Genomic DNA, 14,396 nt, shown 5'->3' with positions numbered 1-14,396 from the left:
ACTCTTTAAACAATATACAACTTTATATAACGTTATATGTTGTTATATATAAATTACTATACTTTCAAACTCTAGTCAATTGAATTTTCAGAAAAATGAAACGACATTTCTCGACAAAAAGCAAAATAGCCAGGGGCCTTCCCTGGCTGCTTGTTCTCGTTACTCCCCAATATTGTTTTCAAACCACTCTTGGAGCTCTTTCAATGAGTTAAACGTAAAAATCTCCTCGCCATTTTGCCCATTATCAAACCCAGTGTTACCTCTTAAGGTAATTTGCCCTTCATCCTCAGAAATTAAGATAGCATAGGGATGATTAACATTTATATACCTTGAATCTAAATCGGTATCTACCCAATTCTTACTTCTCAGAAATGCTTCATAATGTTCCATTAAGATCCCTCCTATCTCTAAATATTGTTCCTCAAAACTTACTTATATTTGTAGATTTTACTCTGGTTTTTCAAAAAAAATAAACCTATCCGCAAAATGGATAGGTTGATCATAGTTCAATTATTTTTGTTTATAATACGTAATTGCTAACGCAAAGGCCAAGACGGTCCCTTTAACAATATCCATCGCATAATACGGGACGGACATCATCACGAGTCCGTTTTGGAGAATCCCGATCAGGACGGCTCCAACAAATGTTCCAAACGCGTTGGCCTTTCCAGCCCCGAGCACTGAAAAGCCAATATAGGCAGCGGCAACTGAATCCATTAAATAGGGAGCACCAGAGTTAATTTCTGATGTCAAAACCCTTGAAGCGAGCACAATCCCGCCAAAGGAGGCAAACAGAGCCGAAAGCAAATACGCTGCCACCTTATATTTATTAACTGGGATACCTGATAGTCTCGCCGCTTCTTTGTTACCACCGATCACATACATATATCGACCATGCTTTGTATAGTTCAAAAAGATATGCACGAGGATCACGGTCACAGACATGATGATAATAATCCACGGCACTTCTCCGATTTTTGCAAAAAATGGACTGATCAGACCCGATGCCATCGAGCCATCAGACATAACCATGTTTTGTGAAACCGTGGCCCCTTTTGTATATGTCAGTGCGGTCCCTTGAATAATAAACATCGTAGCAAGTGTCATCAGCATATCTGGAATTCTTAATTTCACAATCATGAATGAGTTTATTGCTCCTACTACTAAGGAAGCACAAATTGCAGAAATGACCGCCACCAATGTGTTTTGTGAAAACCAAACAAACATCGAAATGACAATGGCGTTTGATAAGGAAGCGACCGATCCCACCGATAAATCAAAACCATCGACAGACAATGAAATCGTAATACCGATAGCGATAATCGTAACAATGGAGATCGAACGTAAGATATTGATGATATTACTGCCCTGAATAAAAGTAGGATTAGCCACTGAAAAAATAATAATAAGTGCAAGAATCGTAATAATCGTCCCATATTTATATAAAAAGCGAAATAACTCAAAGACTTTTTTTGCCGGGGCTACCTGATTCTTTGCTGCAATATTTGCCTCCATTTTACCTGCCCCCTGTTGAATAAAATAATAGTTCTTCTTCGTTCGTTTCTCTCGTATCAATTTCCTTTACGGACCTACCGTCATATAAAACATAGACCCGATCAGTAATCCCAATAATCTCCGAAAGCTCTGAAGAAGCATAAATAATTGCTTTACCCCGGTTTGCTAGTTCAGCTATTAACTCAAAGATATCCTTCTTTGCGCCAACATCGACGCCTTTGGTTGGTTCGTCAAAAATATATACATCTGCTTCAGCTACGAGCCACTTTCCGATTGCGACCTTTTGCTGATTCCCCCCGGAAAGATTCTGTACCTTGGTTTCTTCGGAAGGGGTTTTAATTCCGAGGCGACGGATCAACTGCTTTGCCGTTTCTTTTTCTTTTTTTCGATCTAAAAAGCTACACACCTTTGAAAATTCCCCTAAGTTTGCAGCTGTTAAATTGGTTTCTACCGATTCAAGAACCAGAATTCCTTCCTTTCTCCGTTCCTCTGGAACTAGAGCAATTCCCTTCTTAACCGCATGATAGGGGCTCTTTAATTTTAATTTATTGCCATGAAGAAAGATGTCTCCCCCAGTTAATTTCTCAGAGCCAAATAACGCCTTACACAATTCTGTTTTTCCAGCACCCACAAGTCCAGCAATTCCAAGGATTTCCCCTGATTTAACATGAATATGTAAATCTTTAATTTTCTCTCTATCTGAAAGTCCTCTTACCTCAAGGACCGTGTTTCCAATGGACGTATTCTTCACTGGGAACTGTTCTTCTAATTTTTGTCCCAGCATATGCTCCACCACTTTGTTGATGGTCGTATCAGTAACTCGCTCTTTTGCAACAAATTCACCGTTTCTCATTACGGTCACTTCATCGCAGACTTCAAAAATTTCTGGCAAGCGATGGGAAATAAAGATAACTCCTACATTTTGCTTTTTTAAATCACGGACGATCCGGAATAATTCCGTCGTTTCAGTATGACTCAATGGTGCAGTCGGCTCGTCTAAAATAAGAAACTTACACTGATTTGAAACAGCCCTAGCGATTAAGATCATTTGTTTTTCCGCTAACGTTAACTCACTTACCAGCTTCTTCGTCGGAAGCTTAATGTTCATACCCGCTAATATTTGCCCCGCCTTTTGATGAAGGTCCTTCCATTTCATCCATTGCTTTTTCCCCATGTTATGGACTGTATCATGGAGCATAATATTTTCTGCGACAGTTAAATATGGAATGAGAGCCGTATCTACTTCTTGATAAACGATTTGTATTCCTGTGTCCTGGGCATTTTTCGGAGAACGAATCTTCAGGTTTTTTCCATCTAACCTTATTTCACCGGTATAGTGGTCATAAGCACCCGCGAGAACCTTCATTAACGTTGATTTCCCTGCCCCATTTGCCCCAATCAAAGCTTGGATTTCTCCCGTTTCCATCGAAAAGTCGACCTGATTCAATGCCTTCACACCAGGAAACTCTATTGAGATGTTTTTCATCTCCAATGTTGATCTCATCAAAATCATCCCCCGTAAGCAAACACTCTCTTCATCTATTGAAAAAGAGAGTGTCTAGTTGTATACCGACTATTCTTTATAATGCTTCTTTAACGTCTTTATCCACTCTTCCTCAAATGCCGTCGATTGACCCCAGCCTGGGATAATTTTTGCGAGATCTACCATGTTTACAGGCTCTTTTGCTTTGAGAAGGTTTTCTTGTGAAACAAGTGAAGCATCTAAATCATAGGTCTGTGGTGTTTCTTCACCTGCAAGCTTTTTCGCAAGTATTCTCATATCAACAGCACCGATAAGTTTCGGATCGACAGCTGCTGTGTATTTCCAAGCACTGCCTTTTCTTTGAATTTCTTGCAGATCAGCATTGGAAACATCGATTCCATAAATCTTCACTTCTTCACGTCCCGCTTCTTTCAAAGCTCGTGCTGCTCCGATTGCAAAAGCATCCCAAGTAGCAAATATGGCATCCAGTTTGCCCTTTGGATATTTATTTAACATGGCTGCAACTGCGTTTTGTGTTTGTACACTTGTGTCTGCCGCTGCCACACCAAAGCGTTCCACTTCTTTAATTTCAGGATTTTTTGAAAGGACATCTTGATAAACCTTATTACGTCTAACCATTGCAGGGAAACCGTCGACCCATAGGTATGCAATATTTGCTTTTCCTTTTGTATTCTTTACGAGTTGATCAAGGGCCAAAGTTGCTAAGGCTTCATCATCCTGTGAAGTAAGCGTTACTCCATCAACCTTCGCAATATTTGGATTCGAGTCAAATGTAACTACACTTTTTCCTTTTTCAACTATCTTTTTTACATCATTAACAGTCGCATCATCGTCACCATGAGAAATGATAAATCCATCATAATCCTGGTCTAATGCCTGATTAATAGCATCATGGAACTTAGCTGTGTCACCATTTGCGGTAAACACGTCCACTTGAAAACCTAAGGCTTCTCCCTCTTCTTTTGCACCTGCTAAGAACTGGGCAGTATGATCGTCACCGCCAATTTTTCGGATAACCTTGATTTTTAACGGATCACCACTTGTAAACTTTTCAGATACACCTTCAAGTGAAACCTTTTTATGAGCGCTTGCTTGTTTTGTTTCTCCCTCAGAAGCACAGCCTGTGAGTAAGAGTGTTGCTGCTAATGCTGATACGAGTGTACTTTTAAAGATATTTCTTTTCATGATTAAAGCTCCCCCTTTTAGATTCTTATCAATACTCCATTACTCCGATTGGAAAGGTTTGTTTTTATATAAAAATAAAAAACCTCTCCAGAAAAGAGAGGTTTCATCACAAAATAAGGGACTACTCCTCTCTTATCTTTCAAAACAATAAATTGTTTTGCAGGATTTAGCACCAATTCCAAACGGAACGGTTGCTGGGCGTCATCGGGCCAGTCCCTCTGCCACTCTTGATAAGAGAACGTATTATTCATTTAAAGTAATAAATTAGATTTTAGTCTCCCATTAACAAGTTGTCAATAGTGTTTTGAATATTTGTAATACAGTTATTATTCCCAATCCGCCAAAACCTTTGAATAGTAGTAAACGTAATTTCCAATTTTATTTATAAGGGAAATCCCTTTAAAATTATCAGAAATTTCGGTATGATAATATTTAGTTAATCGAAATATATTTCAGAAAGAAGTGTTTTTTATAGTGTATCAGGAGAGAAGTGCAAAGCGTAATTTAATGATCATGTGGTTTGCGAACTTCTTTGTAGCAGGAAGTATGACAATGGTTATGCCGTTTATTTCATTGTACATTGAGACGTTTGGTAACTTCACGGAAAAATATGTTCAGCATTGGTCGGGAATCACCTTTGGGATCACATTTGTTTCTGCCTTCCTATTCTCACCAATTTGGGGTAGAATTGGCGACCGTTATGGGAGAAAAAGAATCCTTATCATTTCCGGATTAGGGATGGGCTTATCTATTTTTCTAATGGGCTATGTCCATTCTGTCTGGCAACTACTGTTGCTGCGCTTTTTCATGGGCTTTTTTTCGGGCTTTATTCCGATGTCACAGGCTTTTATCTCAACGCAAACACCGAAGGAGATTGCCGGACGTGTTCTTGGTACATTGCAAACAGGTAGTATTACAGGTTCATTGTTAGGACCGATGCTGGGTGGTGTTTTAGCTGATTCTCTTGGCTATTCCACTACCTTTAAATGGACGTCCATTTCGATTTTCATCTCTGCCCTGTTAGTGATTGCCACAAAGGAATTCTTGATACCTATTTCTAAGGGTGCAAAAACACATTACTCAAGCAAAGAAGTTTTTAAACATATTATTCGTAACCCTGTGTTATTAACAGTCCTACTAATTTCAGCCCTAGTTCAGATCGCTCACTTTAGCATTCAACCAATTTTATCATTATTTGTTAGTGATCTGCATGGCACAACTAATGTTGCCTTTTATTCAGGGATTGCTTTTTCCGCTGCGGGACTGGGGAATTTGTTAATGTCGAGAAATTGGGGGAAAATCGCTGATAAGTATGGGTATATCAAAATATTAGTTATTCTTCTTTTTCTAGCGGGGATTGTCTACTTGCCTGGGGCAGCGGTTTCTAGCCTTTGGCAACTGGTTATCATCCGCTTTGCACTGGGTGTTACGATTGGCGGAATTATTCCTGTACGGATTGCATATATCCGTCAAGAGGCACCGATTGCGATGCAAGGCGAAGTATTAGGCTATAATACCAGCTTGCGCTTCCTTGGGAATATTGTCGGCCCGATGCTGGGTGGATTCGTATCTGGTTACTACGGTTTTTCTGCCGTTTTTATCATTACAAGTTCATTATTAATTATTAGCGGATTTATTTTATTTGTTTCAATGCATCGTCACCCAAAGCTTGTAAAACACTCGATTTAATTACTTTAAGATTGGGCAAGGAATAAGTAAAAAAGCACTTTAAATTTAATGCATTTAAAGTGCTTTTGCTTTATTACTTTATTCTGCTTTTTCGTTTAGTAAAGTCCATTTCCTGATAATAACTGTTCTTAACTAATATATTTGGCCCGAGACATTTGACAGCTGGGCAATGACAGCTTAATTCCTTTGCTAAGGCAGATGACTGCCAGGTATCATATGCATGTAACAGATTTGTAGTCTGGATATTTCCAAGGGGTGGTGTATCACCGAAATCAGTAACAATAATATCTCCGTTAAAAATATTTACATTCAGTCGCGAACGTCCATCAGGGTCATTTCTGACGGTGACATTTTTACTTTTATATAAACGTTGTAAAAGAGCTAAATCCTCTTGATTATCGCTGCATGCATAAAATGGGAGCGTGCCAAACAGCATCCACACATTTTCATCTCTGACATCTAGTAAGTGATGGATTGCTTCTCTTATTTCATTAAGTGATAAGTTTTCGAGATTGCTAGCAAAATCACTTGGGTACATTGGATGTATTTCATGGCGCTGGCATAGCATTTCATCAACAATTTGGCGGTGAATTTTTTCTAAATACGGTAGTGTCCGCTTGTTTAGCATCGTTTCCGCCGATACCATCACCCCTGCTCTTACCAGTCCACGACTATTTTCTATCATTCTATTAAAATATTTTTCCCGTTGTTCATATTCAGGCTTCCGTTCCATTCTGGCAAAGCCACCCTCGACAAAATCATCGACGGTCCCCCAGTTATGCGAAATATGTAAAACATCTAAGTAAGGCACGATTAATCCATAACGATCTAGATCTAGGGTTAAATTGGAATTAATCTGCGTCCGTACACCGCGCTCATGGGCATATTTTAAAATCGGTACAACATAATTTTTTACCGAGGATAAGGATAACATCGGTTCTCCTCCGGTAATGCTTATCGAACGTAATGTTGGAATTTCCTCTAATCTTTTTAATAGCAAATCAAGTGGAATCGCCTGTGGATCCTTTGTTTGGAGTGTATAGCCTACCGCACAATGCTCACAGCGCATATTACAAAGTGTTGTTGTGGTGAACTCGATATTGGTTAACTGAGGCTTTCCATATTGCTCGATATCTAAATAGGCTTCCCATGGATCATACGAAGGGGTAATTTTTTTCAATGTCGACATAATGACTCCTTAAAATCAGTCTTCAAAAAACTCCTCTATTATAACTGAATTACGGATGTTATTGCTATTTTTAACCATTACAAAAGTTTATGTTTTATAAAATGTTATTATACTAAGCTTGTTTAATGAAAAATTTACCCACTAATACATAACTAAGCCCTTTTCGATTAAAAATAAACGGATAATATCTATTAGTGAATGGTGGTTATGACAAACATGGAAATGCAGCCTTTAGGTGAAGCCGAGAAACTCGCCCTAAAAAAGATGAAAATTTTCCGGCAAAGCATCCTCCGTTATATTTTACGGGCGGCGCTTGCTAGTATGTTTATCGGCTTTGGCGTCATTGTAGCGTTTAAAACGGGGAATTTCTTTTATGTTAAAGATAACCCGTTTGCCTATCCGATGGCGGCACTTACCTTCGGATCTGCTATCATATTAATCGCTTATGGCGGTGGCGATTTATTTACCGGAAATACGTTTTATTACACTTATGCAGCGCTGCGTAAGAAAATGACCTGGACAGAGGTTTTGAAGTTATGGGTTTGCAGTTATGCTGGAAATATTCTCGGGGCGGCGGTCTTTGCCTTTATTATTTTTACAACAGGGCTTTATGAAAGTTCAGAGGTTAACGGCTTTTTACTCCATGTTGTCGAGATCAAAATGCAGGTCCCAACAACCGAGCTATTTTTCCGAGCGATTCTATGTAATTGGCTCGTCTGTATGGCCTTTTTTCTTCCGATGGGTCTAAAAGGCGATGGACCGAAGATGTTTGCGATGATGCTGTTTGTTTTTTGTTTCTTTATTTCCGGATATGAACATAGTATCGCTAACATGTGTACGTTTGCCATTGCCTTAGTTTTAAACCATCCAGGGACGATTTCATGGGGTGGAGTGATTCACAATCTAGTGCCTGTAACGATTGGCAACCTGATTGGCGGCGCTGTTTTCATGGCGATGATGTACTATTATGCTAATCAGCCATTTTTAGATGAATATGATAAAGAACAGGGCAGCTAAGTTTACAAGCTGCCCTGTTCTTTTATTAGGTGATATCGACAAATTCCCGGGGAAATATCAACAAGATAACAGGGATATCGACAACAATTAAGAATATTCTAAAAATATTGATAATTGTATTATTTCTTTGATGTATGCCTTCTTTTTGCCAATCTATTTCTTTTTGCTAATAAAATAAACATAGGCTTTGATCATAAAATAGCTTACTTCCTCGGGAAGCAATTCCTTGATTGGTTTGAGGCGCTCCCGTCCAGCTTCTGCCAAGGCTTTTTCTAGAAGCGGCATGTATTCATCCGGAATATGTTTTGAAAAATCAACTTCTAACCCTTGTTGCGCACATTGAAGTAAGTGGGTTTCCACCGTGCTAACTGCTAAATTCCGCTGCTCAGCAATTTCCGCAATCGAAATATTCCCTTGATGTAATTTTAATGTCTCCAAATGAGAATCGGTTACCCCAGCTTTTTTAGCGGGCTTCTTTGGAGCTTTCTCTAAAGGTACCAACTCACTTTGATAGTCTACATTAGTTTCACAGAAGGTACGGATGGCTTGAATAAATTCTAGGCCATATTTTTTAAGTTTCAGTTCTCCCACTCCACTAACTTGTAAAAATTCTTCCGTAGACTTCGGCAGCTTTGCACACATATCCTTTAAGGCAGCATCAGAAAAAATGACAAATGGAGGTACTTTTTCTGATTCGGCAATCTGCTTCCGCACTTCTCTTAACACTTCAAACAATGGATCATCTTTGGCCACTTGTTTCACCTGTACAGTTTCACGGCGATGGACCTGTTCTTTACCTAACAGAATATCTTTTCCTTTTGGTGAAACGAATAGGGTTGGAAATTGCCCTTGCTCGATCGCGATCAATTCTTGTGATATCAAGAATTCAATAAAGTCGCTGACATCCTTCGAACTCCTATCCTTCATGATTCCATAGGTTGGAAGTCTGTCAAAACCCATTTCTGTTACTTTTTTATTTTTCGATCCTGTTAACACTTGGGCTGTGATCGTTTTACCAAAGCGCTGCCCCATCCGAATGACGCAGGACATCACCATTTGGGCTTCCTTCGTTACATCGATGCTTGTCCTCGTATCCAAGCAGTTGCCGCATCTGCCGCAAGGCTCTGTTTCGGTTTCACCAAAATATTTTAAGATAAATTCCTGCAGACAGTTTTCGGTATGGCAATAATCGACCATTTGCTGGAGTTTAGCTAATTCTTGTGTGATGCGGCTCCGATCACTGGATTGATCAATTAAAAAACGCTGAATTTGCACATCCTGTGAGGAATGAAGCATGATACATTCACTCTTCAAACCATCCCTGCCCGCACGGCCCGCTTCCTGATAATAACTCTCCATATTTTTGGGCTGCTGATAATGTACCACATAACGGATATTAGATTTATCTATTCCCATTCCGAAAGCAGAGGTGGCTACCATCACAGTCGCTTTATCTTCTAAGAATCGTTCCTGCTCACGATTTCGCTCCACATCGCCCATCCCCGCATGATAGCGGGCCGCCTTAATATTTGCTTTCAGTAATTTCTCATAAATTTGGTCGACATTCTTTCTTGTTGCTGCATAGATAATGCCTGCTTCTTTATCATTCTTTTTCAAATAGTCTTTAATAAACTTGTCCCGATCCTGGCCCTTGATAACCGTAAAGGACAGATTTTCCCGCTCGAATCCGGTAATAATCGTATTCTCTTCATCAATGTTTAATAAATCGCAAATATCCTCACGTACTTTTGGTGTGGCTGTAGCAGTAAGAGCTAATACAATTGGCCTTTGCGGCAGGCTATTAATTAGTTGTTGAATATGGCGATAGCTTGGCCTAAAATCATGTCCCCATTGCGAAATACAGTGGGCCTCATCCACGGCTACTAATGGAATGTCCATGCTGTAAAGATCTTCAAGAAATTCACGTGATTCCAAACGCTCAGGCGCTATGTACAGAAGCTTATATTTTCCTTCGGCCGCTTCTATCATTCGCCTATTTGCCTCGCCAAGACTTAACGAACTATTGATAAATGTTGCCGGAATACCGACTTGAATGAGGGCATCAACCTGGTCCTTCATTAAAGAAATCAGTGGGGAAATGACAATCGTGGTACCGGGAAGGACAAGTGCAGGAATTTGATAACAGATGGATTTCCCGCCACCCGTTGGCATAACAGTAATTGTGTTTTCACCTGATAAAACAGAACGGATTGCCTGCTCCTGGCCCGTCCTGAAGGAGCTATAACCGAAGTGGGATTCTAGTAATGGCAATGCTTTTTCAAACAACATTTTTCCTCCTTTCAAACCTTAAATAAACATATTAAATTCATGATAATCTCACTCTATTATACTGCTTGTCACTTGATTTTCAAAAAGCATTTATTCAAAAAATAGACTGCCAAATGATCCTCGGGCAGTCTAGATTCTCCTTTTATATCAAAATATTATTCAATATCTCGTCTTTATGCTCGTTTTTTTGAGGTGGAGGGACAATGGATTCCTGCTCAAAGTCACTATGCATTTTAACTTGATAGTCTCCCCAAGAAGAGGCAAAGATGAGCTCCTTCTCTTGAAAGTAAGGGTTCTCGTTTAATTCCCCTATCTCAAGGACAGGAGCCATACAGCAGTCTACCTTTTGGGCGAATTCAATCCACTCAAAGAAGGTTTTGCTCTTAAAAAGTGCTGAGATTTCTTGAAAAATTGGATTGGACTCCACCGATTGGGAAAAGTGCGACTGAATCCATTCTTCACGACCATGAGCCCTGCAAAAATTATCCCAAAACTTTGGTTCGAGAGCGCCAATGCTCATGTGACGTCCATCCATCGTTTCATATAAGGCGTATGAAACAATGCTTCCATTAAGAACATTAATGCCAGTTCCCGCCCCGGTTTCTTTCTCAACCATGACATGGTTCCCCAATAATGACACCAGTTGGTCAGTAATCGAAATAGAATGATAGCTCCCTTTTCCCGTTAATGCTCTCGAAACGAGTCCGGCCAATATCCGTTCATTAGCCGCAAAACCGCCTATATAATCGGCAAGCGTAATCGACGGATGGACAGGTTTGCCGGCCTTATCCTTGAATTGGGCTAAAACCCCACTTAAAGCCATATAATTGAGGTCATGGTTACCCAGTTTACATAGCGACCCCTTTTGTCCATATCCTGATATAGAGCAGTAGACGATATCAGGTTTTACCTGTTGAACCGCCTCATATCCTAACCCGAGCTTCTCCATGACACCTGGTCTAAAACTTTCGAGAACCACATCCGCGTTTGCAATTAATTTCCGGGCAGTGTCAATTCCTTCTTGCTCCTTCAAGTTAAGAGTGATGCTTTTTTTCTGACGGTTGTTAGCTAAAAAAACAAGCCCGTTTCCCTGCTTTGAAATCCCCGTATGCCTGGCAGGATCTCCTTCAGGAGGCTCCACCTTAATAATCTCCGCACCCAATTCGGCCAATCGTAGGGTTGCGAAAGGACCTGGCAAGTAGTTCGTGAAATCAATGACTTTTATACCTTTTAACATAGTAGGGACCCTCTTTTATGAATTTGTAGTACCTGGGGTAAATAACTCCCCAAGTTGTTTTCTCAAGACAAATTTCATGATTTTCCCACTGGCATTTCGAGGAAGCGCTTCACAGAAAATATATTTTCTCGGGCGTTTGTAATTGGCAAGCTGATTGCTGTTTTTGCAGTGTATATCCAGTTCTTCGTCAGTTACTTTCGGATCCTTTTTTACCACGAAGGCAGTTACAGTCTCACCCCACCGGTCATTTGGCTGGCCAACTACTGCCACGTCAAGGACACCTGGGTGGGCATGTAAGAGGTCTTCGACTTCCCTTGGATAGATATTTTCGCCGCCACTGATAATCATGTCATCGACACGGTCATTGACATAAAGGTACCCCTCATTATCGAGGTAACCAATGTCTCCGGAATGGTACCAACCTTTATACAATGCTTTTTCTGTCGCTTCTGCTCGGTTGAAATAGCCGGCCATCATACATGGTCCTTGAACAATTATCTCTCCGGTTTCACCGACTGGTACCACATCATCTGGATCTGAGGGGCCGTCTTCTCTAGTGCGAACAACCCTAATATCATGACTCAAGGCTGCTTGCCCTGCCGAACCCGCTTTCCTCAGTTGGTCCGTTTCTGATAGAAAAGTAATGGCTGGTCCCATTTCAGTCATTCCATAGGCTTGAATTAATGAGATTCCTAGGCTGTCATGGAGTGCATGAACGAGTGATGGGGCCATTGGCGCCGCACCATATAAACCAAGCTTCAGACTGGATAGATCATATTTACTTAGGTCCTCTTGTAGGAGCATGTTCCACATGGTTGGCGCAGCAAAGAATTTCGTGATTTTTTCTTTTTCGATCAATGGGAGGATCGCCTTTGGATTGAATTGATGCAAAATGACATTACTTGCTCCTGCATGAATCCTTGGCAGGAACGCACAATGGAGTTCGGCGCAATGAAACATTGGTGCTGTTACGAGACCAACATCTTCCGCTCTTAGTTTGCATGAAGCAATGCAGAATACACTTTGGTCTACCATATTGCGGTGGGTGTGCATAACTCCTTTCGGTCTTCCCGTTGTCCCGCTGGTATAGATAAACGCATATAGATCGGTTTCCTTTACGTCCGCCTGAACGCCCTCGGTTGATGAAGCGGCCAGTTTTTCCTGATAACTAACAGCATACGAGGGGGCTCCATCATCAATAAACCAGAAGGAGGCCTTGTCGAAGCGATTGGCGATCGCTGATATAGCAGGTTCCAATGCTTTTTCAAAAAGAACAACCTTTGGGGTGGCATCAGAAAGAATATAGGCAACTTCTTCTTGCATCAAGCGAAAATTAATCGGATTGAAAATCGCTCCGATTTTCGCACAGGCGAAAAAAGCTGTCCCTAATTCTTCGGTATTAAACATGAAGGTGGAAACACGATCGCCTTTTTGAACGCCTTCTTTTAAGAGGGCATTGGCGAGCCGGTTCACTTGTTCGCTCCATTCCTTATAAGTATACCGGACATTTTTTCTGACATCGTAAATCGCTTGTTTGTTCGGATACTTTTTCACCGTTAAGTCAAAGATTTTCCCGATTGTCGTGCTCATCGAATCGCCTCCAACTCTTAGTTTAAACGCTCAATAATCGTCGCATTTGCCATTCCGTGGCCTTCGCACATGGTTTGCAATCCGTAGCGCCCGCCTGTCCGCTCAAGTTCGTGCATCATTGTCACCATTAAACGCGCCCCGCTGCCGCCAAGCGGATGACCAAGGGCAATCGCTCCGCCATTTGGGTTTAGTTTCGCTGGGTCTGCTCCCGTCTCCTTCAGCCAAGCCAGCGGAACAGAGGCAAAGGCTTCATTGACTTCAAACACATCAATATCATCGATGGATAAGCCAGACTTTTCTAGTGCCTTTTCTGTAGCCGGAATTGGTCCTGTCAGCATCAAAGTTGGATCCGAACCAACCACCACGCGTGTGTGAACACGGAAGCGCGGTTTTAGACCAAGTTCTTCTGCTTTTTCGCGCGACATTAGTAATAAAGCAGCTGCCCCGTCGCTTATTTGGCTGGAGTTTCCGGCATGAATCACTCCATCTTCTTTAAAGGAAGTGCGGAGACCTGCCAATGCTTCTATAGATGTTCCTTTTCTCGGACCAGAATCATTCTTGATGACAGTTGTTGTACCGTCAGGAAACTTTACCTCGATTGGGTAAATTTCTCTTGAAAAATAACCTTCCTCCTGTGCCTTGAGTGCTTTTTGATGACTTTCAAGTGAAAATTGATCCAGCACTTCACGGGTAAAGCCATAGTTTTCCGCAATCCGCTCGGCCGACAATCCTTGATGAATCATTTCGTACTTTGACCTTAAATTCGGACTAAAAGGTTCCTCAGCCCCTTTGTAATTGGAGCCCATCGGAACACGGGACATGCTTTCAACACCGCCGGCGATCACAATGTCCATATCACCGGCAAGGATCGCTTGAGCAGCGAAATGCACAGCTTGTTGACTTGAGCCGCATTGGCGGTCAATTGTTGTCCCCGGGACTTCGATTGGGAAGCCGGCAATTAATGCAGCAACTCTTGCTATATCACCTGCTTGCTCACCGGCTTGGGTAACACAACCCCAAATAACGTCCTCCACAAGCGCTGGGTCGATCCCTGCTCGATTGACTAGTTCCTTTAATGTTAGGGCTGATAAGTCATCCGGACGGATATCTTTTAACACGCCATTTCTTCTTCCTACTGGTGTACGTACTCCTTCAACAATTACTACTTCACGCATAGTCAT

11 protein-coding genes and 1 riboswitch are annotated in these 14,396 nt (G+C 41.2%); of the genes, 2 read left to right on the top strand and 9 right to left on the bottom strand.

Annotated elements, in window-relative coordinates; genetic code table 11:
• Window positions 1–159: 159 nt before the first annotated feature.
• From CCK98_RS05985 to CCK98_RS05970, 4 genes are all read right to left on the bottom strand, one after another.
• Complete coding sequence (locus CCK98_RS05985) at window positions 160–390, bottom strand: hypothetical protein (protein WP_088085742.1); 231 nt, start codon at window positions 388–390, stop codon at window positions 160–162.
• A gap of 120 nt (window positions 391–510) precedes the next feature.
• Window positions 511–1,515, bottom strand: a complete 1,005-nt coding sequence (locus CCK98_RS05980; protein WP_088085741.1) for an ABC transporter permease — start codon at window positions 1,513–1,515, stop codon at window positions 511–513.
• Between the two features lies 1 nt (window position 1,516).
• The gene (locus tag CCK98_RS05975; protein WP_088085740.1) at window positions 1,517–3,019 is read right to left on the bottom strand and encodes a sugar ABC transporter ATP-binding protein; all 1,503 of its coding nucleotides are present in this window, start codon (window positions 3,017–3,019) and stop codon (window positions 1,517–1,519) included.
• Between the two features lie 69 nt (window positions 3,020–3,088).
• Window positions 3,089–4,204 carry a sugar ABC transporter substrate-binding protein gene (locus CCK98_RS05970; RefSeq protein WP_088085739.1) on the bottom strand — a complete coding sequence of 372 codons (1,116 nt, stop codon included), beginning with the start codon at window positions 4,202–4,204 and terminating at the stop codon, window positions 3,089–3,091.
• Between the two features lie 129 nt (window positions 4,205–4,333).
• Window positions 4,334–4,441: riboswitch (SAM riboswitch) on the bottom strand.
• 270 nt (window positions 4,442–4,711) lie between these two features.
• Here CCK98_RS05970 and CCK98_RS05965 point away from each other — a divergent pair.
• Window positions 4,712–5,893 carry an MFS transporter gene (locus tag CCK98_RS05965; RefSeq protein WP_179196004.1) on the top strand — a complete coding sequence of 394 codons (1,182 nt, stop codon included), beginning with the start codon at window positions 4,712–4,714 and terminating at the stop codon, window positions 5,891–5,893.
• Window positions 5,894–5,966: 73 nt separating this feature from the next.
• Here CCK98_RS05965 and yfkAB read toward each other — a convergent pair whose 3' ends face one another.
• Window positions 5,967–7,082, bottom strand: a complete 1,116-nt coding sequence (gene yfkAB / locus CCK98_RS05960; protein ID WP_088085738.1) for a radical SAM/CxCxxxxC motif protein YfkAB — start codon at window positions 7,080–7,082, stop codon at window positions 5,967–5,969.
• 216 nt (window positions 7,083–7,298) lie between these two features.
• On the opposite strand from yfkAB, the gene CCK98_RS05955 reads away from it, so the two are divergent.
• Entirely contained in the window at window positions 7,299–8,099 is an 801-nt protein-coding gene (locus CCK98_RS05955; RefSeq protein WP_088085737.1) for a formate/nitrite transporter family protein, read from the top strand.
• 153 nt (window positions 8,100–8,252) lie between these two features.
• Here CCK98_RS05955 and recQ read toward each other — a convergent pair whose 3' ends face one another.
• From recQ to CCK98_RS05935, 4 genes are all read right to left on the bottom strand, one after another.
• Complete coding sequence (gene recQ / locus CCK98_RS05950; RefSeq protein ID WP_088085736.1) at window positions 8,253–10,385, bottom strand: DNA helicase RecQ; 2,133 nt, start codon at window positions 10,383–10,385, stop codon at window positions 8,253–8,255.
• 145 nt (window positions 10,386–10,530) lie between these two features.
• The gene (locus tag CCK98_RS05945; RefSeq protein ID WP_088085735.1) at window positions 10,531–11,625 is read right to left on the bottom strand and encodes a CaiB/BaiF CoA-transferase family protein; all 1,095 of its coding nucleotides are present in this window, start codon (window positions 11,623–11,625) and stop codon (window positions 10,531–10,533) included.
• 15 nt (window positions 11,626–11,640) lie between these two features.
• Entirely contained in the window at window positions 11,641–13,215 is a 1,575-nt protein-coding gene (locus CCK98_RS05940) for a fatty acid--CoA ligase (RefSeq protein ID WP_088085734.1), read from the bottom strand.
• Window positions 13,216–13,232: 17 nt separating this feature from the next.
• The gene (locus CCK98_RS05935; protein ID WP_088085733.1) at window positions 13,233–14,390 is read right to left on the bottom strand and encodes a thiolase family protein; all 1,158 of its coding nucleotides are present in this window, start codon (window positions 14,388–14,390) and stop codon (window positions 13,233–13,235) included.
• Window positions 14,391–14,396: the final 6 nt, after the last annotated feature.

This window comes from Bacillus sp. OV166, from assembly GCF_900177675.1.
GTDB lineage: Bacteria > Bacillota > Bacilli > Bacillales > Cytobacillaceae > Neobacillus.
Note: the sequence above shows the minus strand (reverse complement) of the source record. Positions and strands in the feature narration are given on the sequence as shown.